The organism is Rickettsiales bacterium (genome assembly GCA_029252805.1).
Taxonomy (GTDB): Bacteria; Pseudomonadota; Alphaproteobacteria; order Rickettsiales; family JALZUV01; genus JALZUV01.
The window spans coordinates 13171-37104 of the sequence record JAQXAR010000047.1; the positions used below are offsets into that span (position 1 = coordinate 13171).

19 protein-coding genes are annotated in these 23934 nt (G+C 47.5%); 10 read left to right on the plus strand and 9 right to left on the minus strand.

The annotated features are described in order from the left end of the window. Positions 1 to 63 precede the first annotated feature (63 nt). Genes P8P30_09315 through P8P30_09325 form a run of 3 tightly spaced genes read left to right on the plus strand, consistent with a single transcriptional unit; the run spans position 64 to position 2367 of the window. A complete protein-coding gene (locus P8P30_09315) occupies positions 64 to 1074 on the plus strand; it encodes a transporter (protein ID MDG1287743.1) in 1011 nt (336 codons plus the stop codon). A gap of 13 nt (positions 1075 to 1087) precedes the next feature. Next, positions 1088 to 1861, plus strand: coding sequence for a TIGR02186 family protein (locus P8P30_09320; protein ID MDG1287744.1), 774 nt, complete (start codon positions 1088 to 1090; stop codon positions 1859 to 1861). A gap of 11 nt (positions 1862 to 1872) precedes the next feature. Further along, a complete protein-coding gene (locus P8P30_09325; protein MDG1287745.1) occupies positions 1873 to 2367 on the plus strand; it encodes a universal stress protein in 495 nt (164 codons plus the stop codon). Here P8P30_09325 and P8P30_09330 read toward each other — a convergent pair. From P8P30_09330 to P8P30_09355, 6 genes are read right to left on the minus strand one after another with little or no spacing between them, the layout of a single operon-like run. Further along, complete coding sequence (locus tag P8P30_09330; protein ID MDG1287746.1) at positions 2356 to 3003, minus strand: RDD family protein; 648 nt, start codon at positions 3001 to 3003, stop codon at positions 2356 to 2358. The two genes, P8P30_09325 and P8P30_09330, sit on opposite strands and share 12 nt — an antisense overlap. Next, the gene (gene bioD / locus P8P30_09335; protein MDG1287747.1) at positions 3000 to 3644 is read right to left on the minus strand and encodes a dethiobiotin synthase; all 645 of its coding nucleotides are present in this window, start codon (positions 3642 to 3644) and stop codon (positions 3000 to 3002) included. Before bioD ends, P8P30_09330 begins: the two co-directional genes overlap by 4 nt. Before the next feature lie 3 nt (positions 3645 to 3647). Next, the gene (locus tag P8P30_09340) at positions 3648 to 4367 is read right to left on the minus strand and encodes a methyltransferase domain-containing protein (GenBank protein ID MDG1287748.1); all 720 of its coding nucleotides are present in this window, start codon (positions 4365 to 4367) and stop codon (positions 3648 to 3650) included. Continuing rightward, positions 4364 to 5479: an 8-amino-7-oxononanoate synthase gene (locus P8P30_09345; GenBank protein ID MDG1287749.1), complete on the minus strand. Its 1116-nt coding sequence runs from the start codon at positions 5477 to 5479 to the stop codon at positions 4364 to 4366. Before P8P30_09345 ends, P8P30_09340 begins: the two co-directional genes overlap by 4 nt. 9 nt (positions 5480 to 5488) lie before the next feature. After that, positions 5489 to 6757, minus strand: a complete 1269-nt coding sequence (locus P8P30_09350) for an outer membrane beta-barrel protein (protein ID MDG1287750.1) — start codon at positions 6755 to 6757, stop codon at positions 5489 to 5491. 10 nt (positions 6758 to 6767) lie between these two features. Further along, on the minus strand, positions 6768 to 8384 hold the full coding sequence (locus P8P30_09355) for a tetratricopeptide repeat protein (protein ID MDG1287751.1): 1617 nt from the start codon (positions 8382 to 8384) through the stop codon (positions 6768 to 6770). Positions 8385 to 8496: 112 nt separating this feature from the next. Between P8P30_09355 and P8P30_09360 the strand changes: the two genes are divergently transcribed. From P8P30_09360 to P8P30_09390, 7 genes are read left to right on the plus strand one after another with little or no spacing between them, the layout of a single operon-like run. Then, a complete protein-coding gene (locus tag P8P30_09360) occupies positions 8497 to 10011 on the plus strand; it encodes a glycosyltransferase (protein ID MDG1287752.1) in 1515 nt (504 codons plus the stop codon). A gap of 4 nt (positions 10012 to 10015) precedes the next feature. Next, positions 10016 to 11104, plus strand: a complete 1089-nt coding sequence (locus tag P8P30_09365) for an HlyD family efflux transporter periplasmic adaptor subunit (protein MDG1287753.1) — start codon at positions 10016 to 10018, stop codon at positions 11102 to 11104. 2 nt (positions 11105 to 11106) lie between these two features. Beyond that, on the plus strand, positions 11107 to 14640 hold the full coding sequence (locus P8P30_09370; GenBank protein MDG1287754.1) for a NosD domain-containing protein: 3534 nt from the start codon (positions 11107 to 11109) through the stop codon (positions 14638 to 14640). Beyond that, entirely contained in the window at positions 14627 to 15733 is a 1107-nt protein-coding gene (locus P8P30_09375) for an alginate lyase family protein (GenBank protein ID MDG1287755.1), read from the plus strand. The genes P8P30_09370 and P8P30_09375 overlap by 14 nt, the downstream gene beginning before the upstream one ends. A gap of 53 nt (positions 15734 to 15786) precedes the next feature. Further along, entirely contained in the window at positions 15787 to 16854 is a 1068-nt protein-coding gene (locus P8P30_09380; protein ID MDG1287756.1) for a hypothetical protein, read from the plus strand. Between the two features lie 6 nt (positions 16855 to 16860). Beyond that, complete coding sequence (locus P8P30_09385; GenBank protein MDG1287757.1) at positions 16861 to 17931, plus strand: hypothetical protein; 1071 nt, start codon at positions 16861 to 16863, stop codon at positions 17929 to 17931. Continuing rightward, on the plus strand, positions 17931 to 19370 hold the full coding sequence (locus P8P30_09390) for an MBOAT family protein (GenBank protein ID MDG1287758.1): 1440 nt from the start codon (positions 17931 to 17933) through the stop codon (positions 19368 to 19370). Before P8P30_09385 ends, P8P30_09390 begins: the two co-directional genes overlap by 1 nt. 19 nt (positions 19371 to 19389) lie before the next feature. On the opposite strand, the gene P8P30_09395 is transcribed toward P8P30_09390, so the two are convergent. The 3 genes from P8P30_09395 to P8P30_09405 are packed head-to-tail and all read right to left on the minus strand — an operon-like array spanning position 19390 to position 23925. Beyond that, entirely contained in the window at positions 19390 to 21885 is a 2496-nt protein-coding gene (locus tag P8P30_09395; GenBank protein ID MDG1287759.1) for a tetratricopeptide repeat protein, read from the minus strand. A 4-nt stretch (positions 21886 to 21889) separates the two neighbouring features. Continuing rightward, positions 21890 to 22522 (minus strand): alginate O-acetyltransferase AlgF, encoded by a 633-nt coding sequence (locus tag P8P30_09400; GenBank protein MDG1287760.1) that lies wholly within the window; start codon positions 22520 to 22522, stop codon positions 21890 to 21892. A gap of 11 nt (positions 22523 to 22533) precedes the next feature. Further along, on the minus strand, positions 22534 to 23925 hold the full coding sequence (locus P8P30_09405) for a hypothetical protein (GenBank protein ID MDG1287761.1): 1392 nt from the start codon (positions 23923 to 23925) through the stop codon (positions 22534 to 22536). Positions 23926 to 23934: the final 9 nt, after the last annotated feature.

Below are 23934 nucleotides of genomic sequence, written 5' to 3' on the forward strand. Positions count from 1 at the left end.
TACCCACGTGTCATGCCGTTATTCGACGAGGTGACAAAATTCTCAATACTTATTTCAGGAACGATGATGAAAAATCTACTTTTGGCGTTTACCGCGCTTACTCTCAGTCAGCCTGCCCTTGCCGGTGAGCATGACAACCAGCACGATCACTCAACTCACCACCATGCCAGCGTAGAAGCGCCGATTGGCGTGATGGGTGCTCACCTGCATGAAACAGGTGATTGGATGTTCTCTTACCGTTATGGCCGCATGGCGATGGAGCAAAACCGCAGCGACACAAGCAATGTGACCGATGCATCCGTACTAACAGGCTTCCCAGTAGCTCCGACCGATATGGAAATGGAAATGCACATGTTTGGCGCCATGTACGGATTAAGCGATGACCTGACCTTAATGGCGATGATCCCTTACACCCTCAAAAGCATGAATCATGTGACGCGGACCGGCGGGCGCTTCAATACAGAAACCGAAGGCTTCGGCGATGCCCGCCTCGGCGCGCTTATTCCGCTTTGGGAAGGCGAAGGACAAAGCTTGCACCTAAATGCCAACGTTAGCTTACCCACTGGCTCGATTGATGAAACAGGCCGTACGCCACTCGGTGTGATCCGTTTACCTTACCCAATGCAACTAGGCTCTGGTACCTTCGATCTAACTCCCTCCCTCACCTATCTTTATGAAAGCGGCGATTGGGCTTTAGGTTCGCAACTAAACCTCACCACGCGCCTTGGTCGCAACAGCGAAGATTACAGCTTGGGCAATGAAATCGGCATCTCCACTTGGGCGGGCTACCGCTTTAACGACCTTATAAGCGCCACTATGCGCCTAGAGGGCCGTGACTGGGGCGATATTGACGGTGCCGATAGTGCTATTAATTCACGTGTTGTGCCAACGGCTCGTCCTGATTTGCGCGGCGGCACCCGTGTCGATGCCCTTATCGGCGTTGATGTGACCATTCCGAAAGCGAAAGACCAACGTTTCGCGATCGAAGTCGGCGCACCTATCTATGAAAAGCTAGATGGCCCCCAGCTTTCAAGCGATTGGCGATTAACCGCTGGCTGGCAAGGCTCTTTCTAGTTATAAAGAACCTATGATTTATTTGCGCAAGCCACATCATTTACTTACAGCCACTCTATTGATGCTGTTATCGTTGATGGTGTGGCTGCCTTCTTTAGCCCAAGCCAAGCCGCTTATTGGCGATCTTTCAGAATATCACGTAAATATCAACTCAACCTTCACAGGCAAAAATCTCATCCTCTTTGGCGCGCAGAATGACCCCGGGGATATTTTAATTGCCGTACGTGGCCCCAAGCGCAACGTGACCATCCGCCGAAAGAGAGAAACGGCCGCTGGCATATGGATAAATGACAAAGCAGTCACCTTCTTAAACGTCCCCTTCTATTACTCGCTTAATGGCAGCGGGACAGCCCCAACAGGCACTCCTTCGCCCCTCTATAAGGCCTTGGAAATCGGCCAGGAGCAGGTGACCCTCAACACCCCACGCCCCATTGAAGCCTCTGAACGCGAGGAGTTCACTCAAGCCTTTCTCAATTTACAGCAGAAAAAAGGCCTCTACCGTAACTTCACAGAGCCACTGAAATTTATGGGTGACACATTATTTAAAACTCTCATTACGTTCCCAGACACCTTGCCACGCGGCGATTATGCGCTTGATATGTATCTCGTGGAAGATGGCCGCCTTCGAGGCGTTCAAACCCTTCCTATCACGGTTGAAAAAGTAGGCTTTGACGCCTTCATTTACGATCTCGCTCACAATAACTCTATACTCTACGCCCTACTCGCCATTGGCATTGCGCTATCGGTGGGCTGGACGATTAGCCAACTCTTCTCCCGGATCATTTAAGGAATATTGAAATGACACTCGAAGCTATTAACCCCGATTCTTCCTCTCAACCTTCAACGCTGGTTTGCGTTAGCAATGCAGAAGAAAGCGCTATCGCCATCCAATTTGGCTGCTTGCGCGCAAAACGCCGAGGCCATCACTTAAAAATCCTACATGTCTTAGAGCCAACGGAATTCCAAGGGCTTTCCGCCATTACGGATGCGATCCGCGAAGAGAAAGAAGAGGATGCTGGCGCACTTCTCGCCGAAATGGAACAACTGGCTGAAGAGCATGGCATCGAAAACCCAGACTTGATGGTACTTGAAGACAGCCTCAGCAACGGCATTCTATCGGCTCTGGAAGCAAACCCCAATATTAACATGATCATTCTTGCCATTAACCCGGCTTCTCATCGCGGACCAAAGCTTATGGCCGCACTGACTGAGGAACTAGGCAACACCATTAAGGTGCCGATTATGATGCTTCCAGGGAACTTGAACAAAGAGCAAACCGAACTACTCTCCTAGTTCTTTGTCTTTAGGATCTTCGTCTTCTGCCGCATCCTCTGGTTTTTTCTTTCTAAAACGAAACTTCCGTTTCAACACGACCGTTTGCGCCGCATAATCGTGCAGCGCCATTTTGCGCTGGTTGAAGAACATAACAAAGAGCCCCAACGTTAACGGAACAATGGCAATAATACCGACAAAATAGCGAATAACATATTGAATCAGCGTCGGCTTTTCGCCGGTATTAGCATCCGCTATATACATGCGCAGCACGAACATTCCGGGCGTCGTGTCATATTTTACCCATGCAAAGATGATCAGACAGGCAGAAACAATGATTTGCACCAAATAATCACTGGCCATTTTATCGAAGAATCCGAGCTGCCCAAGCCGCTCCATAGCATCAGCCACTGATATTTTATGCAACGCAGCGGCTTCGAAAGTGGCTTGAGCCTGTGTCAGGCCACCATTGGCATAAAAATCTGGATTCAAAAATTGACTGATATATTCAAAAACGGGGGTTAAAATCAGCAATATCAGAAGCATATCCAGCACTAATGCAGTGGTTCTAGCCGAAAAGCTCGCATAAGATAAATCGCTATCATCATCCGTTTTTTTGGAGGAAGACGAAAATAAGGAAAGGTTGGGGAATCTCATTTCAATAAAGCCACGCTAGTTAAGTCAGGTTGTTTTTTCCAGTCTTGATCGAAATTTGGAAGATATTCCAGCACAAAAACAGGGAGTAGGTCTGGTAATTGTGGCGTTAAAGATGCAATCACCTGTTCTGGCCGCATATTTTCGCCTGAACTTTCTGATAACACCAGCCCCTTAACCACAACTCCCCGCTGTGCTAATACTGCCAATGCGGTTAGAATATGGCTGATGCAGCCAAGGTAAAGTGATGAAACGAGTAAAGCATCGCTCTGCGTATCCACAATCAGATCAAGATTCGTATGATTCGACGTTAAAGGCGACATCACGCCCCCTGCACCTTCAATCACCTCAACCTCATCACGTTGGCAGAAGTTCAGCAACTCATCGTAATCTATTGATTTAGCTTCGGACTTCGCCGCCAGGTCAGGAGAGACGGGCGCTTCAAAACGCCACGGCGAGCATTCTTCAATACTCATACTCGAACAAGAAGCCTTAAGAATCAATGCAGTATCCGTCATTTCTGAAGCATTATATCCACTTATGACGGGCTTGATGGCATAAACTCGCCCTAACTGCTTGCCTAGCAATCGAGTGACATAGGTTTTCCCTTGATCCGTTCCAGTTGAAGTTACAAACAAGGCCATGCTTTAAATCTTTTTTGCTTTTATTTTAATGACTTCCCACTCAATATTAATCTTATTATTTAATCTTGCGGGGTAATGATTTTCTAACACTTCCAGCCATTTCCTGCCTTTAAGACCAGCTGAATGTGTTACTTTATTTCTTGCACCTAATCCTTTAAGATTTATCAATAAAGATTGCACACTATCTTGCGATGTTGTAAGCATCTCTACTTCTTCTCGCACAATAGCCCATCCGGCTTTTTGCATTTCTTGCTGCAATTGCTCTAACGTCTGAAATGGCAGCAAAGGCGCCGTTAAACCTGCCTTCATGAAACTGTCACGCAAACTCTGCAATGTCTTTGGGCCGAGTGTGGCAATGACTAAGCCCCCCTCCTGCTGAACACAACGATGCGCCTCTCTTAGAAAGGCGGGAAGATCAGCGAGCCATTGCATCGCTAAAGCGCTGAAAATCGCTTCTACACTTGAATCTGCAAGCGGCATCATCTGCATATCAGCACAAATACTTTTCTCATTCATACGGCACATGCCCTCGGCAATATCGAGTGCTAACCATCCTTCTTGCATCGCGTAGCCGGTGCCCGCCCCGGCATCTAGCACCTTGGATAGGTTAGAAGGCACCCATGGCAATAACCCATCGACCACCAAGCGCTGAAGTTGGGCAAACTCATCATACTGCTGCGCCGCCGTCGAGAAATCACGCGCGACACGCTGAGAGTAGCTCATGCCATCACCTCTTTAACGGCCACAATCAGGTTCTGAACCTGCTCTTTAGTATGGCGCGCAGAGAAGGTGAACCTAAGCCGCGCAGTCCCCGCAGGCACCGTTGGAGGGCGAATCGCCACCACATAAAAGCCCTTATTCTCGATCGCCTCAGCCATTTTCACCGCTTTAGCATCCCCCCCCACCATCATAGGCACAATCGCTGACTCTGGAACAGGAAGCGAAAATGCATGACTAAAATCACTAGCATGCTCCAGCGCTCTTTGCGCACGATTAGGATCACTTTCAATAATTTCCAATGATTTAAGGGACAAAGCTAACACCATAGGTGGAAGAGCTGTGGTGTAAATCAAGGAACGGCATTTATTGATTAAGTAGTCCTTCAGCACCTGCGAACCACAGACATAACCTCCCAAGCCACCCACCGCTTTGGAGAGCGTTCCAAGCTGGGTCAGACGAGAATGAGCCGGCAATGACGGTAAAACACCAAAACCATGAGCATCATCCGCCACAAGCTGACAATCATATTTCTGCGCGAGTGTGAGAATCGCTTCTATCGGTGCTTTATCCCCATCCATACTAAAAATGGTTTCCGTTAGGATAAAGGAGTGGCGGTGAGCTCCTCGGTGCTGTTTTAGCAAACGCTCTAAAGATTCAAGATCATTATGCGCAAATCGGCAAAAGGCAGCTGCACTCGCCCGTGCCCCATCAATAAGCGAGGCATGACATAGCTTATCCGCAAAAATGATATCTTCTTTGTGCGCTAAAGCAGGAATGACACCGATATTCATCGCAAAACCGCTGGTAAAAACTAATGCAGCCTCTACTTGCTTCATGTGCGCTAATTTACTCTCTAATTGATCGTAGAGCGGGTGATTGCCATCGACTAAGCGGCTTGCCGCACCGCCGCCTACCCCTTGCTCACTGGCCGCTTGCGCAATACGCTTATCGCCGATCAAACCAAGATAGTCATTATCGCAAAACGAAACACAGCCTTCCGGCGCGGCGCGTAACTCACGACGTAACCCAGCCTGCTCTAACTGGGTAAGCTGAGATTCAAGATAGCGAGAGAACTCCCTCCCCTCATTCGCCTCTACGGCTGAAACTGAAGACATAAGCCTTGTTTAGTACAAGACACCCAAACGTAGCAAGAACACATTCGACGCATAATCGTTGCTCGCACGGTCAGAATCGCGATTTACATGCAAATATTCGCCGCCAACGACATAATCTTCGTGAAAATTGTAATCTGCGAAGATCCCGCCATCGTAAATATTATCGGTACGCTTTACACCGCCAGCCGCTTGATTGACTTCGAAATCATTTTGAGTGTAGCGAAGCTTACCACCAACTTTTAACGTATCAAGCAGCTGATACGTTGCTTCCGTCCCAATACGCGTTTGCAGGTAACCCGACGCTCCCGTGGTGCTGGTTTCGCGCACATCACGGGTCACATTACCGCGCACGCGCCATAAATCATCCGGGCGCCACTGTACGTTCCCCCGCAAAGCCACCCCAGTAACCTCTGGGAGTATGGCAGCATCATAATCCTGCTGCAAATAACCGACACCTAAATCAACAAACAAGGGAGAGCTGCGGCGGTTACCAAGCTTCACACCGACAAGCGCTTCGATCCCGTCCGAATCACGCGGAAAAAGCAAGGTGCTATCAACACGGCTATCATATCGGCGGTTATTATACGTCCCTTCGACATAGAGCACGCTCTCTTCTTGTAATTTATAGCCTACACGCGCTGTCACATGATTTTCATCACGGTCACGATCATCATTGATGATCTGAGTACCATCACGACGGCGCGAGTTATCATAATCAAAAAAATCGATTCCCGTATTTACATGCGCCATCCAAACGGGTTCATCCACTTTCACGCCGCCGCTAAGCTCACCGTACATGTAATCGGTTGGTTCAGCTGCCTGACTATTGGGCGTATCGGTAAAAGCACCAATCGCGACATGCTCTTTTTGATGACGACCGGCGACATAGACATTCGTCGTTGGCGTAATGTCGTACCCTACGCGAGCTTTCAGATCGGTATCAACGTAACTATTTTCACTTTCAGAGAAATACTCTCCTACTTCCACTCGGCCTTCAATATCAACTTGATAGGGCTTTAAATCCGTCTTGAGGCGAACACCTGGGCGGAAGATGCCAATAAAGTCACTCTCTTCATTGCCGTCAGAACGGTAGATATTATCATTATAAGCAACACCAGCAGTACCACCGACAGAAAGGCGCACCGCTTTATCAGATTCATAGATTGTCTCTTCCGCACGCTCTAAGAGTGGCACCAGATCTTCTTCCACATCATCTTTCGCCACAGCGAAAGCAGGAAGTAAGAGGAGTAGAGTAGCAGATAAATAAGGAAGTTTCATCAATTTAACCTTATGGGTTCGTTAAAGTATTTAATATAGCAGTCGCACGTGAGTAGCCATTTTTATTGGCCTTATTCAGCCAGTTACGGGCTTTTTCCGCATCTTTATCGACTCCAATGCCACGCGCATAACCTAAACCAAGTTGATACTGCCCTGCCGCATAACCGGCATTGGCAGACTTTTCGTACCATTCATACGCTTTGGTGAGATCCATCGGAACCCCTAAACCAGTACTATGAATTTGCGCTAGAGCGTACATAGCCTCACCATTACTGCGCGCTGCAGACTTATGCATCCATTCGATACCGGTGGCAGTATTAGCCTCCACCCCGTTACCTTGAATATACGCCTCGCCCACACGCAACATAGCCTCTGTATCGCCCGAGTCAGCCAAAGGCTTCCAGAACGTGATGCCACCTACCTTTTTACGCATTGCCAAACGATCTCTTGCAAGGCGCGCTTGCTTTTTATCTGTTCTTTTACGCTCTTGCTCTACGAGCTTCATTGCACGCTGTTCTGCCTGCATTTGCACACGTATTTCACGCTCAGCTAGCTCAGGCAGGGCTTTCTCACTCCCGAGTGACGCCGCTTGCTGATAGAGCGATCTTGCACGTACTCTATCCATCACAACACGTTCACCCGCCCAATACATCCTCGCCTGTCGGATAATCGCATCTGGATTACCTTTACTTGCAGCGACACGATACCAGTTAAATGCGACTTCATTATAAACTTCGTCCATCTTACCTTTCTCTTCATACCAACGCGCAATACGATAGGCATTCGCCGGATCTGCTTCAACAGCTTGAGAGAAATATCGACGGCTCTTTTCGCCATCTTGCTCAACATTTTGACCTAGGGCATAAGCAAAGCCTAACTCTAACGCAGCACGCGCATTCCCAAGAGCTGCCGCGCTTTCCCACAAAGAAGCCACATCGCTGCTGGGCTGATGGTTCGTTTCCATCCACATTTTAGCGAGTTCCATCATGGCCGGCGCAGAACCCGCCTGTACAGCACGACCATACCAATATTCTGCTAAAGGCTGGTTTGCCGTCACGACAATACCATCACGAAAATGACGAGCCATCCGCAAAGTCACCTCGTTAGAGGGGGTCAATTCGCTTTCAAGCTTGGTTGCAGCAGACGCCATGTAATCACGCGCCAGCTCCGGATCAACCATCAATTCGGCAAGTGACACGAGCGCTCCCGCATAACGGTCTTGCACTTGCGTGAAATAATCATAGGCTTTCGTTGCATCTGGCGGAACACCTTTACCTTCTTGATAGACCGAACCTAAAACAAGCAATGAGCGTGAATAGCCTAGCTTCTCCGCTTGTTCTAACAAAGCGATCGCTTCTTGAGCTCTCTGGGCTGCAAGTGGTTCTTGTGATAAATAAATAGACGCGATCTGTGTCATCGAGCGCCCCTTAGTCTGATAATCGATAGACCTCTCAATCGCCTTTTCAAACTCAGCAATCGCCGTGACGTGATCGGATATATCACGTGCCTGCATCCCACGGATAACATGTTCGTTACCGGGTTTATCAATAATTTCAAACGTCCATGCCCCCGTAAAAAGAGCAATAAGTGGCAGAGCGAGAAGCGGTTTTAATACTTTTTTTTGCATGCCCGCTAAATATTGCTTTTAAGACGCAAATACAAGCGAAAGATAGCCCAACTCGTTAATTAAAATTAATACTTTACTTGCGCAGTATTAAACTTTATATAGCGCACAACCTATGGATTACCTTACCGGACACATACTTTACCTCTTAGCGATGACGAGCTTCGCATTTGCGGTTCCTGAAATTTTATGGAACCCAGATACAACTCGCTTTATCTTTATTATTGGTATTCTCGCGATCTGGCGTTATGGCTGGGCACTCACCAATTGTATCCGCTTTTTTATCTACAAGCGTATCGTTTTTCCTAAATGGAGAGCACAAGCGGATGGATTAGGCGAAACTGGCCTCCCCTCGCATAACTATTTCCTCGTGACCAGCTTCCGTATTGGTTCTGAAACCACTCGCCGCGTTTATGATAGCGTGATTGCGGAAGCGATCCATTGTGGAATTCCGACAACGATTGTCGTTTCCTTAGTGGAGCGAGCGGATCAGTCCCTCGTGAAGAAACTCTTTATCGCGCACAACCCGCCAGAAAACGTCAAACTCGTTTTTGTACGTATTGCAGGCACCGGCAAACGTGACGCGCTCGCCGTTGGTTTCCGCGCCATCTCGCGCCGCTGCCCTCCTGAAGATGCTATTGTATCTGTGATTGATGGCGACAGTATGTTGCCACAGGGCCTCGTCCGTAAATGTGCACCATTCTTCAAAACCATTGAAGGCTTAGGCGCTCTAACAACCGATGAACATTGCGAAGTTGAAGGCAGCTGGATGTTTCGCGAATGGTACAGCATGCGCTTCGCGCAACGTAACATGTATATGGGCTCTCACAGCTTATCCAAGCGCGTATTGACGCTCACTGGCCGTATGTCGATGTTCCGCGCGTCTATCGTAACGGACCCAGAGTTTATCCAGCGCGTCGAAGTCGACTTTATTGACCATTGGCGCTTGGGGCGCTTTAAGTTCCTAACCGGAGATGATAAATCTTCGTGGTTCCATATCCTTTCTAAGGGCCACCCAATGATCTATGTCGCAGATGTTAATGTTGTCACGATCGAGACCCCTCCTTCTGAGCAGTTCATTGACAGCTCTATTACGCTCATGCGCCGCTGGTTTGGTAATATGCTGCGCACAAACGGACGTGCCATAAAACTTGGCATCAAACCAATGGGCTTCTTCCCATGGCTTGCGATTGTCGATCAGCGCATTTCTATGTGGACCTCACTTGTAGGCCCTGTCATCGCGATTCTTGCGTCTTTCGTTTATGATCCCTTCGCGATCATTTATTACTTCTTATGGATGATGATCACCCGCTATATCATGGTTCTGATGTTGCTAGTCTCACGCCCAGTCGTATCCCCCTTTTGGCCGTTCTTTTTGTATTACAACCAAGTGGTTGGTTCTTTTGTCAAAACAATCGTGCTGTTTAGACTCGACAAACAGCGCTGGACACGGCAAAACACGACGTTACAAAAACGGCATTCCTCTTTCACTGATCGTATGATGGGATTGAGTTCTGCCTATATGCAAGGCTTTGCATTTGCGATATTTATTGTTGGGTTAGCGACCGTAAGTGGTGTAATTAGCTTACCTGACCCTAATTTTTGGTTTCACTTGATGACGGAGTATTAAACACATGACCAACCCCGCTACCCCTACTGCGAGCAACGCCGCCCCCCAAATGGTGCATGAGGCAGAAGCTCAACGCCAACATATACGGATCAACTTGCCGGCAAGCGTCCATATTGACGGGCAAAACTATCCGCTAGCGGATTGGTCTGTCGGTGGCATTTCTGTTGTGCTTGAAGGCAATATGTCAGCTCCAGCCACAATGCGCGAAAAAGGTTCTGTCGTTGATAGCATCCTACAATTCCAGTTTGATGGCTTCGCTTTGAGCGTCCCTGTTCAACTTGAAGTCGGATTCACTAGTGATGATCGCATTGGCTGTAAGTTCGTCAATTCAGACCGTAACCAACGCTCCATTATGCAATATTTAGTCACCGCATACACTAGTGGAGAACTCGTAAATACCGGCGATCTTCTCGATGTCGTTGCTCGTAACAACATGACAAAACCTCGTAATGTTCCAGACCCTCTCGCAGGCTTAACCTCTGCAGAGATTGCCAAACACAAAATGGCAAAACTATTCAAAACTGGGACGGTTGCACTGATTTCCGCACTGCTACTCGCTTACATTTTATCAAGTGTGTATGAACGCCTTTACATTGTACAAGCCACTTCGGCGCAAGTCACGGCACAGATGCTAACCGTTGACGCTCCTGCTGGCGGCAAACTTTACTACGCTCCTATCCTACCGGACATGAAAGTAAAGAAAGGTCAGCCCCTGCTCAACGTTTCAACAACGACTGGCGCCAACTTCACGGTTGATAGCCCTTGTGACTGTATCGTGAAGAAACGTCTCTTAGCTAATAACCGTCTAGCGCGCAAAGGAGAGCCTGCACTTGAGCTCGTTCGTCCCGACACTCGCCCTTATGTAGAAGCTTACATCGCGCATAAAGAAGCAGTTAAACTTTCAATCAAACAGGAAGCACTCATGGCCCTGCCCGGCCATAACAGCTACTTGCGCGGTACGATCTCAATCATTCAGGCGGGTAAAGGCATGGGCGGAAATTCGTTAGTTCGCATCGAACCTAACCAACCGCTACCTGTTGAGTTCGTGGATGATCCTGTTGAAGTTCGTATTGATACGTTACGGATACTCTAATCATGCTTAACGTGCGCATCCCCTTATCTGGTCTTGCTTGCCTGCTGGTTTTACTAAACACACCTGCACAGGCTAGTGATGCAGGAACCTTGTGGCTAGAAGCCGAAGCCTTATCAAGTAAACCAACCCAAGCCATTGCCAAATGGACTGAGGTTTTGAAGCTTATTCCTAAGGGTAAAACCGCCGGAGAAGGCCTAACGCATGAAGCCGCTAAATTGCAGTTATTTCACTCTCTGCTAAACGCCGCAGAACAAAGCAAAGACATTAAGCTAATACAACGCGCACAAAAGCTTTCCGAAGATTTCTCACTCCATCAAAAAATATTCGCGGACACCCTAGCGGGAAAAACAACGGCAACGATTGATAAAAAGATAGCCCTAAAGACCCTCAAGGCTGCAAAAAAGAATGCTCTAACCATCAAAGATCGACGTAAAAAGAGTGAAGCTTTGCACGCTATTGCACTGGCGATGCTGACCAAAAACAAAGACAATAAATTGCTCTTTAGTTGGGATGGCGTCGAGCTTGCAGAAGATATCACCCCTTACATCACCCTTTCCAAGCACCGCGCAGAACTCATGCAGATGCTTGCACACTATCAACGTGCACCTTCTGATAGCTGGGGTAAAAAACTTCATGAGCTAACACGCATTACCGGCAAAAAAGAAACCAAACAACGCAACACACAACTCATTGCGCTGCACGCCGCGGCATTAAAGTCTGATAAATTCACCGTCGCTCTTAATGCTCTTTCTGCCATTACCGACCACAGCAAACAGCAAGAGAAGCTCTATCAGTGGTTCAAAAAAACATTCGAGCAAAAGAACCTCTCGCGCGCAGCGATGATTGCGGATCGAATCGACGATGGAAAATACGGAGCAAATAGCTGGGGCAAACTCGCCGTTCATTATTATGAAGCCGGTGAAAAAGTTCGCGCTAACGATGCGATAGAAAAAAGCTACCGAAGTGCATTATCGACTCGCCGAGATGACCGCAAAGTTCAAGCGCTTATTGAGACTGCTGATTATGCAGCCCACAGCAACAACCCTAAGCTTGCGCAAAAGGCGCTTGATGCAATTGGAGCATTTAAGAGTGACATCGCACAAAAAGGGGAAACACCTAAACTTAGCAAAGCATTTGCAGCCTTCATTAAATCACTCGCTGAGAATGGCCGCTTCGAAGAAGCACAGAATCGCCTCTCCGCCACTAAATTCTCAGACTCTGCCAATTTAACGCTCGCGGTCACAGCTGTCGCAAAAAGTCTTGCAGAAAATGGCAACGCACAAGCAGCGCTCAGCCTATTAGAGAATAAAAACTTAATGGCAGGCAACCGCCTAGATAAAGCCTATTACGCCACGGCCAAAGCTTTAACAATGAAGCAGAAATTTTTAGAGGCGCGAACGCTGGCGGGCATGATTAAAGATGCGAAGACTAAAATAAAAATTCAAGCTTACATTGATAGCAAAGCAAAAGCCGCTGCGAAGGAAAAGGAAACATCGGCGCTTCAAGCGCCTTTTTTTTCTTCGCTTAACCTAAAAATTAAAACACTCCCCGCTGCTCAACAAGAAGCCGCACGCCTTGAGCTCGCAGAGATGTTTATTGCAGAACCAGCCCTCCCTATAGCGCAGTGGGCAACGCTTATTACCTCAGCAGAAGCAAAAGACACCATGATTGCCTTGCGCTCCATTCATCTGGCCAAAGCCGGTAAGATTGAAGAGGCCTCCCGGTTAATGAAGAGCGTGAGTAATGCGATTCGTCGTGCGAAACATTACCGCCGCCTCGCAAAAGAAATTTCATTACATACCGATTTATTCGGTTTCATCGGCGATAAAGTCGATCCTATTATTGAAGAAACCAAACAGAATATTTTCAATGCAGCAGATGCCACCCAAATTGATAGCAAAGCACTTGAAGTACGTCTTGATAGCTTCCTGCAGAGCAAAAAACCTGGCTTAGAACTAGCGGCACCAACGAGTTCAAATCTCGGACTTACTATCCCTGAAATGGACTTTCCAGAGCGTCTAGAGTTTGATTATGATTATGTAAAGGCACAGCTACCTGCCCTCACTCCCTTTACGCTGGATCGCGTGTATTATGAAAATAGTTTCTTCATTAATACGAAATTTAAGATCGCCATTGCCTATTCTGACAATAACTTTGAATCGGGAAATATCAGCCCTGAAGTTCTCTATATCTCTAGCGGAACCACCAGCCTTCCCTTACTTTACGATCGTCTAAAATCCCAAGGTTTAGAGGGTTACATCACACGCAAAGGCAAGGAATACACCCTCAATAACGGGCTCCTCATTGGTCCAGATGCAACGCTTGTCATTGACGGTGAGGAAGTATCGAAACTCTACCAATCCAAGCAAGCCAGTGCCATCCTAGTCAATGCGGGCCGCTTATATATTACGGGAACAAGCGTGATTGGTTGGGATGTGAACAAAGCACAACCTGCTTTTGCGCAACATAAAGACCGTTACGATTTCCGCCCATTCATTGCGGGCTGGAGTCGTTCACACACCTATCTCGCCGGCAATGAATTTGTCGCAATTGGCTATAGCAACCACAAATCTTACGGTATCTCACTTTCTGCCGGCCCCGAAAAACTGCAACAGAGCACCATCACAGAACCGCAACGCCCTGACGGTATTATCGTCGATAATAGCTTCGAGAATGTCTATTACGGATTTTACTCTTATGAAGCAGATAATGTCTCGCTCATCGGCAATGAATATAAAGATAATATCATTTATGGCATCGATCCACATGACCGCTCACGCTGGTTAACCATCGCTTATAACACTGCCTATGGCGCCCAAAAGAAGCACGGAATTATTATCTCACGCGAAGTAAATGACTCTAGCTATATCGGCAATCTCTCGTTTGATAATAAAGGCTCCGGCTTCATGATTGATCGCTTAAGCAACGGAACCTTTGTGTACGGAAATACCGCATTCGGCAATGGGCAAGATGGCCTAACCGTCTTTGAAAGCAGCTGTAACTTCATCAGCAGTAATAGCTTCTTCAAAAACAAAAGTATGGGCCTCCGTATTCGCAACAGTCAAGATAACGGCATCTATTTCAACAATCTCGCACATAACAAACAAGGCGGCGTGAGCGGTTATATCTCAGAACTTTTAAATGATCCTGCGCATAAACGTCGTAACTTCACACTTGATCCTTATTCCGATGTTGCTGCGATGACTTTGGTCGGCAACAAGATTGAAGCCAATGGGACTGGTGTGATCGGCGAAGACTTAAGCGCGCTCTTCTTGCGTGGAAACCGTTTCATCAACCAAGCACCCAAGCAATTTAATGGCAAATGGTTTAACGATCACAGCTATTTCACCAGTCAGTATGACCTTAAAAACAAAGGTGCCTTCCTGGGAGAAAAATGCCCTAAAGGAAAATGGATTCATCATGATTGCCGCTTCCGCAAAGACGGGCTTTATCGGGGAGATGCGCAAAAGAATCTCAAAACGCGTGTGAAATCTTCAAGTTGTCAGGTACAGAGTAAACAAGATGCCCATTCTTAAACCCCTCTTATTAGTGATCGCACTATGCAGCGTTGCGGCCCCCAGCTTGGCGACGAATATCGCCTTTGATGTAAATCAACGTAAAGCCGAATTACAGACCCCGGCCTATGCAAAGGCAAAAGAATATTGCCTCGCAAAAAATGTGAAATGGGATGGAAAGATTCCCTCTCCGATCAAAGGCTTAAAGACAACAGATGGCTATGGCTCGGATAATCGCCCCGCCTCTTTTAGCTGGTATACGATGATATTAGGTGGCCGGGTACTCGCCGGCGATCAACAAGCTGCCAAGGATCTAAAATTGGGTCTCCTAAAATGGGCTAAAGCAAAAGCACTTACTCAAAGTGATACCAAACATGACACTTACTACGCGCTCAAACGCTATCTGCTACCCGTCGTCATTAGTTTGGGCATCATTGATGATCAGTTAAGCAACGATGAACGCCGCATCATTGTAAGTTGGCTTGATTCAATTATTCCGAAACTCGATAAGAAGTTTGAAGGTGATGTCGATCACAATAATCACCGCTACTTAGCCGATTCTATTCTTATGGCATGGGGTGTTTATAAAAAGGATCAACATTTGATCCAAATCGGACGCAACGGTTTCCAAAAAGCGCTACGTGAAATGCGCGCCGATGGATCACTTCCACTTGAAACCCGCCGCGGAGCTCGCGCGACTTGGTACATGCGCCACGCCCTGTCCAGCCTCATCACGGTTGCGGAAATTGATAAGTTTCTGGGTGGTTCACTTTACCAAGCACGCTCTAAAAGGAAATCAGTGGCGGCCCTTATAAACTATTTCGTCACCGCCTCCTATGCCCCTCTCATTATCCTGCCCTATGCTGCGCAAAACTACATTCCCGGCCCCGGCAAAGATTACCTTGCCCAAGATAGAGACTACATGCGCCTGCGAGGACATGATCGCCATTATATGGCCTTTGCCGAAGCGTATATTCAGCAACCTACCCTCGCAGCAAAACGACTTCATCTACTTATGAAAAATGAAACCAAATGGCGTCACCGCCCCTACATTGATGAATATGTAGGCGGCAATGCAAGTTGCTTCTATTGGCAACCCGGAGAAAACTCATAATGCGTATTACCCTTCTATTCAGCTTATTATTAACATTCTTAGCGGTAAGTTCTGTGAGTAATGCGGCCGAAATTGTCGACCCGCTTACAGCGATGATCAAGCAAGCCCGCTCAGGTGATGCGGTTGCCGCCTTCAAATATGCTGAACGTTTACAACGAGGCCTGCCGGGCGAGAAACCCAACTTTAAACTCGCCGCTCACTGGTTTAAAATTTCAGCGCAGCAAGGCAATGCCGATGCGGCTATTATTTTAGCGGACATGTATACAAACGGCGATGTCACTCCTCCGACGCCAACGGCAACAAAAGAGATGTACGCCTACGGTTACCGACTCCTCAAATCAGAAGCTGAAAAAGGCCGACCTTCTGCCGCAACCCGCTTGGGCCTCATGTTCTTCCATGGTCAAGGCGTAGAACCTGACGCCAACCTCGCCATCAAATGGCTCCAACGCGGTGTTGAGCTTGGTAGCCCTCAGGCAAAGCTCGCACTAGGTCGTCTGACGATCTGGAACTCCACTCCCGGTTACACTTCCGAACAAGCACTTGAAATGCTGCATGACGCAGCTGAAGGTGGCTTAGGTTCGGCTTGGCTTTATATCGGTTTGGCTTATTCAGGAGCATTCGGCGGACGCATTAATCACCCGCGCGCCGTCGAGGCATTCCGCATGGCACATGAATCTGGCACCAGTGCTGAAGGCACTCGCCAATATGGCATGGCTCATTTCAGCGCCTTAGGGATGGATAGAAATCCCACTCGTGGCGCGGAGCTTATACAAAAAGCAGCCAAACGAGGCAACAGCGAAGCGATGTACAATTTAGCCCTGCTTTATCGCCATGGACGCGGTGTAGCTAAGGATAAAACGCAAGAACTCAAATGGCTCCGTAAAGCCTCTGACTATAAAGTGCCCGATGCTGATTATTACCTCGCGCTGGCTCACCGCGACGGTGTTGGTGTTAGCAGAAGCAAAACCAAAGCACTGAAATACTTTAAACGCGCACAAGCGAAGAAGCACGTTCTTGCCATTCGTGACTATAACGCGCTTGCAGGAAAACCAAAATCTTCCGCCAAAGCTAAAGCAGCTAAAGAGCCCGCTCCGGTCGATGAAGAAATTCAAATGGAATAATGTTGGATGTTAAAAACTCACATTTCCGCCTTTTTCTTTTTACTCTGCTTACTCCTCTTTAGCCTTGGAGCTTTATTCTCATTACCTCCGCAAGCCGAAGGATGGAAGATAGAAACACCAAACTTTTGGGGAAGCATTCGCGGCGAAACAGCCTCTCACCTCGAAAAAGAACTCGAAGATAAGTTAGCCTATAAAGAAACGGCGACTCAACTTTGGGGAAGCATTCGCTACGACCTATTCAAGACAGGTTCTAAAGGCGTGGTGATTGGCAAGGATAACTGGCTCTTCACGAAAGAGGAATTTGAGACCACTCCCGAATTCCAAACGCATATTGAAGCAAACTATCAGCGCATTGACCAGATGATGCAAAAGTTAGACACTCATGACATTAAAGCCGTCATGGCGTGGATCCCTTCCAAAGCACGTTTCCATGCGGACCAACTTGGCGGCAAAGCACAACCCGGACAGCATCTCGCCCTCACCCCGCCACATTCCATTCCGCTCATTGACGGCTCCCACGTTTTTGCCTCTCTGAAAGATTCCGCTTTCATGCGCACCGACACACATTGGTCGCAAGAGGCCGCGCTGGCGATGGCACAAGCAGTGGCGACTTACATTCACACAGAATATCCTGCATTAGAACTAGCTTCAAAAGCTTTCACAACCACGACTAAAGAGGCCCAAGCCTATGAAGGCGATCTCACAGAATTTGCTCCAAGTTTTTCTTTCGCAGGCCCGACAAGCGACTTAAGCAGCGGCAGCGAAACCATTCAAAGCTATCAAACCCATGCAGTTTCGACAGAAACTGCGAGCCTGTTTGGCGATGAAACACTCGATGTCGTTTTGATTGGCACCTCTTACAGCGCGCAAAAAGATTGGCATTTCGAAGGTTTCTTAAAGCAAGTCCTACAGATGGATATCTTGAACTTAGCCGATGAAGGCGAAGGCCCTTTTGCGCCGATGGAGACCTTCCTCGCCCGTTTAGAAAAAGGCGAAACAACCGCAAAATTCGTCATTTGGGAATTCCCTGAACGTTACCTTCCACGCGAATATAAGAAGAAAGGCGTGAACAAGTAATGGTTTTTTCTTCTATCGTTTTCCTCACAATATTTCTACCGCTCTTCTTAGCGGTCTATTATCTCACGCCGAATCGTTGGCGTTCGCTCGTCATTTTACTAGGCAGTTATTTATTTTACGCATGGTGGCGCGTGGACTTTGTCATCCTGTTTGGCGTCGTTACCTTCTTCAATTATTGGGTCTCAAAATACATCCTTCACGCCAAGAAAAGTGATAATGCAAAGCGGGCCAAATACTGGCTGACAATTGGCGTCGTCGGCGATTTGGCCGTACTTGGCTATTTCAAATATTTCAACTTCGGTCTGGATGCGTTTAACGATCTCGTGCTCACGATGGGCGGCACCCCATGGGATGCATGGAGCGTGATTCTACCGATCGGAATTTCATTCTATATTTTCCAAGCGATCAGCTACCTGATCGACATTTATCGCGGCGACGCCGATCTCGCACCGAGCTTTTTGGACTTCGCCGCCTTTATCGCCCTCTTCCCACAACTCATTGCGGGTCCTGTTATCCGTTATAAAGACATCGCCCATCAGTTTGAGAAACGCGAACATAACCTCACCTTATTCAATGAAGGTGCTATTTACTTCATGTGCGGATTTTGCAAAAAAGTACTGATCGCCGATACACTGGCACCGCTTGCCGATATGATGTTTGCGCAAAACAACCCGAGCTTTGCCGAAGCATGGCTAGGCATTCTCGCCTATTCAGGACAGCTTTATTTTGATTTCTGTGGTTACAGTCAAATGGCTGTTGGCCTCGGCCTCATGATGGGCTTTCGGTTTATTCGCAATTTCAATCACCCTTACATTAGCCAATCCATCACCGAGTTTTGGCAGCGCTGGCACATCTCGCTTTCGACGTGGCTACGCGACTACCTCTACATTCCGTTGGGCGGAAACCGTAAAGGAAAAACCCGTACTTACATCAACCTCTCGCTGACAATGCTGCTTGGGGGTTTCTGGCACGGCGCTAACTGGACATTCATTTTATGGGGTGCATGGCACGGTGGAATTTTAGCAATTGAACGCATGCTCGGCGGCAGAAACGGCACCCCCTACCCGCGCGCGATTGCGTGGATCATCACCTTCATTTTTGTCTTGATGGGCTGGGTACTTTTCCGCGCGCCAGACGTCACAACCGCCTTCAATTTCTACAATGCTATGTTCGACCTCTCGCAAGGGTTCGCCATTACAGATGTCCTCGCATGGCAGATCACCCCGCTTATGCTGGGTACACTCGGCATTGCTTTTTCCGTTATTTTCTTAAGCCCCCGCTATTTGCAATGGCGCGGCCACACCCAAGAAACGATTTTGGAAAGCTGGGCCGCTAAAGCCTCTACGACTGAACAGATTGTCATGATCGGATTATTCGTGACGGCATTCTGCAAATTGATTGCTCAATCGCACTCACCGTTCTTATATTTCCAATTCTAGAGAAAACTCATTTGCTCGCTTAGTGGCCGGGCTTCTTAACGGGAGCATCATGGACAACACTTGCATCGACGGCGAGCATTTGCTTGGCCTTGGCACTACCTGCCTTAGCGGCACGCTCCCACCATTGGCGTGCTTTCACTTGAGAAGGCGCTATTCCAAGTCCCGTAGAAAAGGCATTTCCAATTTCCATCATCGAGACTGAATCGCCGGCTTGAGCCGCTTTCACATACCACCTAAACGCCTCTTTCGGGCTAGGTTCTACCCCCGCAGCACCATAGATAAAACGTTGAGCCATTTTCCGCATCGCCCGCACATTACCTTGTTCTGCTTGCCTCTGAATCTCAGCAGGGCTTGTCAACACATTGCCACTATTATGTGAATTGATTTTGGCCGTTAAACGTTCAATCTTTGCACGCTCTCTTGGTGAACAAGGATAGTAATCTACCACTTTTTCATACCAATAGTTTGCTTTCTTAAAGGCTTGAACATCCGTTTTGGGTTTCGTTAGGTAATAGCTGACAAGCTCCATAATCGAATCAATATTATAAAGTGCAATGGATCTTTCGAGCAGCTGTACGGCTTTCGCCTCTTTGCCCTGCTCAATGAACAGCCCTGCCAACTTACGCATTGCATTGTCATTATTCTGATTCACGGCATCATAGAAAGCTACAATCGCAGCCTCTTTATCCGCAGGAAAATCTTTACTACCTTCGCTAAGTAACTTTCCTAATTCATACCCGGCATTATCGTTTCCGAGCATCATCGCTCTTTCGAAATATTGCCTCGCTTTTAACGGCTGAGACTCAAACATCTCTCCCTCTTCAAGATAGGCCTCACCTAAAGCCACATACCCATTAGCTTCGCCTTCACCTTCACGAACCGCTTCTTGCAGCCACTTATCGGCAAGTTCTCGATCTTGCGCCGTACCAATACCATTATTATAGAAATGCGATAACATCACCATGGCTTCACGATCCGAACCACTCACACGACGCTTCAACAACATGAAGCCATCAATATTATCTTGCTTCTTTTTACTCAACATTAAGCGCTTCACTTCAGGGCGAAGGAGTTTGCCTGCACCTTCGTGAATAGCGCGATGCTTCCAAAATGTCTGATAACGCTGGCTTGGCATTCTTCCAACACCACATTCATAATTTTCCACCAGATGCACCATCGCTTCACGGCTACCCGCAGACGCCGCCTGACGATAAAAACGGTATGATTTCATAGGAGTGCGTTTCACACCAATCCCATACTTATACGCATGACCAAGCTTCACCAATGCATCGAGGGAATTCAATTTTGCGGCACGATCATAAAGCGCGAAAGCACGCTTTTCGTTCTTTGCAATCCCCTTACCCATTTCATAATCTTCAGCCAGCATGTAAGGAATTTCCGCGGCTATATCAGGAATCGTAATAGCGCGTTCCATAAGTTGAACGGCTTTTTCTGGCTGCGGTGTATCTTTGTAATCTCCGCGATAATAATGTGCGAGTTTTTTAATCGCGCCCTGATGCCCTTGTTGAGAAGCGCTCGCCAAATAAGCGGCACCTTTATGGCGATTTTCAAGCAAATCACCTTGGCTCACCAACCAATAAATTCCCAAACGATAGAGCGACTCTGCATCATTATGTTTGGCGCCTAATTCGTAATAGGCAATGCCTTTATCAATATCCTGCTTCACCTGAATTCCGTATAAATAAAGCAGCCCTAAGTAACTAATAGCAGAATAATTATTGGACGCAGCCGACGCTTCCAGCCATTTTATTCCCGCAGGGTAATCATCTGAACTCAAATTATGGCGCAAAAAAATCTTACCAAAATCATGTGCAACTTTACAATTACCTTGCGCAATTTCTTCAAGCGCGCGATTTTCAGCTAGCGTAATAAATTGATCAATCTGGGCTTGATCTATACCTGCAATCAAACCATCACGATACATATACGCCAATGTGAGATAAGCCATTGGGTTACCCGCCAATGCGGAACGTTTATAATACTCTTCAGCTTTACCATATTCACTCAATTTTTGGTGAATATGGCCCATAAAAAACGCGGCTTGGTATGGATCTCCGGGGGCAACTTCTTTCACTAAAGCACGTGCAATTTCCTGATTCTCCGGTAAAAAAATCCCTCCAATATACAAACGCGCTAATTGCATTTTTGCGCGTGCCGCATGAGGTGTTTTTGTTTCTGCAACCTCTCGCAACAAACGAATCGCCCGGACCGGATCAGGGAATACCCCCACTCCACCATTCAATAGCTTTAAGGCAACGTGTAGTCTTTTAGGGGTACTTAAGTGCGAGGTCTTTGCTCCCACAACGACATTTAACGGGGCTTGTGAAATACAGATTTTCGCATAATCTAAATTTGGAGGAGAGAAGGCTTTGATCTTTTTCGTTGGGCCAGCCTGCTGCTGAATCATCGCCGCAGCGTCACCCACATACAGTCCACCGCCCAGCAATAGCAAAGGAATGATCAATAAATATTTGAATGATTTAAAGTGACTCACTACTCTAGCGCTCCACCTCGTTTTCAAGCATCAATGCTTTATAAGCACCCGCTTTGCCAGTGACTAAAAAGCTCGTGCCAACACGGCGCTTCAATTGCACACCTTTAAATTCTTGCACCACTGCTTCACCCGCTTTCGCCTGCAATGCAAGCTTCAGCGCATTCACTTCGCGCGAGCCACCTTCATTTGCGTTCACTTTATCCAAGATAGCCGCCCCATGCTCGGCTGCAAATAAACTCCCCTGCGCCGCATCGGAGAAGTTATAAAAATAAACACGTGCTTTTGCCGGATTGCTCAGCAGCTCATCTTTAATGAGCTTAACTTCGCCTGCATCGTTCAGCGCGATGGTAAAGTAACCACCTGCATCAATCGTTAGCTCTTGTGAAACTGTACCCACCGTCGCTTTATGCTGACCACCTTTGACAATACGGTAGTTTGAAAGCGCCGGATAGCTTAACTCACCGTAAGTGATGCCACCAACCGTTGCCGAAACTTTATCCATTGCCGAAGCCGCATGAATCACACGCACAAAGGCAGAATCAGCCGGAGGCGCTGGATCGTATAATTCGTCATCATTTGCCTGCGCCATCGTAAAGGGCACAAGAGCCGCTATCATCCATGAGAAGAGAGTTTTCATTATTATCTTCCTTATCCTTTGTTGGAAATTCGACATAAGCGAACTTCTAGTTCTGATTTAATACTTGGGAGGCCAACCAATCGAACACTTTTCAAAGAAGACGTAATCTCCTCCGAAAGCTCGACAAAGAAGCGACCTGCATTCGTGAAATTCTGCCTACGGTCGAGCACAAACCACTCGCCATCGCCATCATCATATTCCATCTCCAACGTAAAGTTAGAGAGGCCTTTATTGCTCGATTTCAAGAAAAGGTAATAATCGGTGCCGCTAATTTTCTGACCCGCAGGCAAACTGAAGAGCGCTTTTGCATCGGTATTATCACCGACTAAATTCACCTTTGCCGTCTGAATCGCTTCCGCAGCGCTACACTCTCCATAAACGGCAGGAATCGCCTGACGGAACATCGTATCACCGAGGTTAAAGTCATAATGCGCAAGGTTTTCCCACACCACAAAGTCAGGATTTAAACGTTCTTCTTTGGGCAAGGCCGTATAAGAAACAAGCGCATTAAAGAGTTTGCCGGCGCTAATCGCAAAATTCGCTACTTCAAGCCCTGTATGCTCTGATAAAAACCCATCAAAGTTAAACCAAGATACGGCACTAAAGCTCGAACCTAACAAAACAATTGGCGAAGCAGAACTCACATCACCAAAGAGTGCATCCTGACCTTTACTAAGCTGCGCATTGGTTTGATAAGACGGATAAGGCTCCGCTGGCACTACTTCCGCACAAAGTGTTTCCACTTCCATGGCAATACTACCCTTCATACGCAATTCACCGGTCGCTTCTGTCGTATAAACCGTTGGCGTAATTTTCTGATAGGTAGTATCTGCTTTCAAAGCGGTGGCAATACGGCGCGCTGCGGCGCTCGCACCAAAAGGCGTCCAGTGCATATCACGCTTATAGAAAAAGTGGAGGCCCGTTTTAGGATCCACCTTATTCATCACATCGAGCAGATCAATCACCGTGGCACCCGTCGTCTTCAGCTCTTTGAGATAGTTTTCATAATAGGGCATTCCATCAGCAAGTCGGAACGAACGCTGCCCCGGTTGCCCCCGATTAAAGTAACGATAGGAAGCAAATGGACGAGGCGGCACTTGCAATAAAATCAATTTTGTCCCCTGATTCGCAAAAGCTTCCGTCAGACGCTTCAAATACCCCTTCGCATGCGGCAGAAGCGCAAAATACTCGTTAATATCACTCTGACGGAAAAACCAACCTTCATTCCCTTGCGTCAATTTTGCAAGCGTACGGCGAGTCTCATCATGTAAGTAAGGACAGTTATACTTCACCTCTTGCGCCTCAGGTTGAGCAGATTGAGCCTGTTGCGCAGCAGCGGGAGCCACCAAAAGCACTCCTGTCAGCAGCAATAGCGCTGTTATGAATAAAGATTTATCGTTCATCGGTGGCGG

What these genes read in the sequence shown, in the direction of transcription:
- P8P30_09315 (MDG1287743.1), top strand. Translation starts at nt 64, where the DNA reads ATGATGAAAAATCTACTTTTGGCGTTTACCGCGCTTACTCTCAGTCAG.
- P8P30_09320 (MDG1287744.1), top strand. Translation starts at nt 1,088, where the DNA reads ATGATTTATTTGCGCAAGCCACATCATTTACTTACAGCCACTCTATTG.
- P8P30_09325 (MDG1287745.1), top strand. Translation starts at nt 1,873, where the DNA reads ATGACACTCGAAGCTATTAACCCCGATTCTTCCTCTCAACCTTCAACG.
- P8P30_09330 (MDG1287746.1), bottom strand. Translation starts at nt 3,003, where the DNA reads ATGAGATTCCCCAACCTTTCCTTATTTTCGTCTTCCTCCAAAAAAACG.
- bioD (MDG1287747.1), bottom strand. Translation starts at nt 3,644, where the DNA reads ATGGCCTTGTTTGTAACTTCAACTGGAACGGATCAAGGGAAAACCTAT.
- P8P30_09340 (MDG1287748.1), bottom strand. Translation starts at nt 4,367, where the DNA reads ATGAGCTACTCTCAGCGTGTCGCGCGTGATTTCTCGACGGCGGCGCAG.
- P8P30_09345 (MDG1287749.1), bottom strand. Translation starts at nt 5,479, where the DNA reads ATGTCTTCAGTTTCAGCCGTAGAGGCGAATGAGGGGAGGGAGTTCTCT.
- P8P30_09350 (MDG1287750.1), bottom strand. Translation starts at nt 6,757, where the DNA reads ATGAAACTTCCTTATTTATCTGCTACTCTACTCCTCTTACTTCCTGCT.
- P8P30_09355 (MDG1287751.1), bottom strand. Translation starts at nt 8,384, where the DNA reads ATGCAAAAAAAAGTATTAAAACCGCTTCTCGCTCTGCCACTTATTGCT.
- P8P30_09360 (MDG1287752.1), top strand. Translation starts at nt 8,497, where the DNA reads ATGGATTACCTTACCGGACACATACTTTACCTCTTAGCGATGACGAGC.
- P8P30_09365 (MDG1287753.1), top strand. Translation starts at nt 10,016, where the DNA reads ATGACCAACCCCGCTACCCCTACTGCGAGCAACGCCGCCCCCCAAATG.
- P8P30_09370 (MDG1287754.1), top strand. Translation starts at nt 11,107, where the DNA reads ATGCTTAACGTGCGCATCCCCTTATCTGGTCTTGCTTGCCTGCTGGTT.
- P8P30_09375 (MDG1287755.1), top strand. Translation starts at nt 14,627, where the DNA reads ATGCCCATTCTTAAACCCCTCTTATTAGTGATCGCACTATGCAGCGTT.
- P8P30_09385 (MDG1287757.1), top strand. Translation starts at nt 16,861, where the DNA reads ATGTTAAAAACTCACATTTCCGCCTTTTTCTTTTTACTCTGCTTACTC.
- P8P30_09390 (MDG1287758.1), top strand. Translation starts at nt 17,931, where the DNA reads ATGGTTTTTTCTTCTATCGTTTTCCTCACAATATTTCTACCGCTCTTC.
- P8P30_09400 (MDG1287760.1), bottom strand. Translation starts at nt 22,522, where the DNA reads ATGAAAACTCTCTTCTCATGGATGATAGCGGCTCTTGTGCCCTTTACG.
- P8P30_09405 (MDG1287761.1), bottom strand. Translation starts at nt 23,925, where the DNA reads ATGAACGATAAATCTTTATTCATAACAGCGCTATTGCTGCTGACAGGA.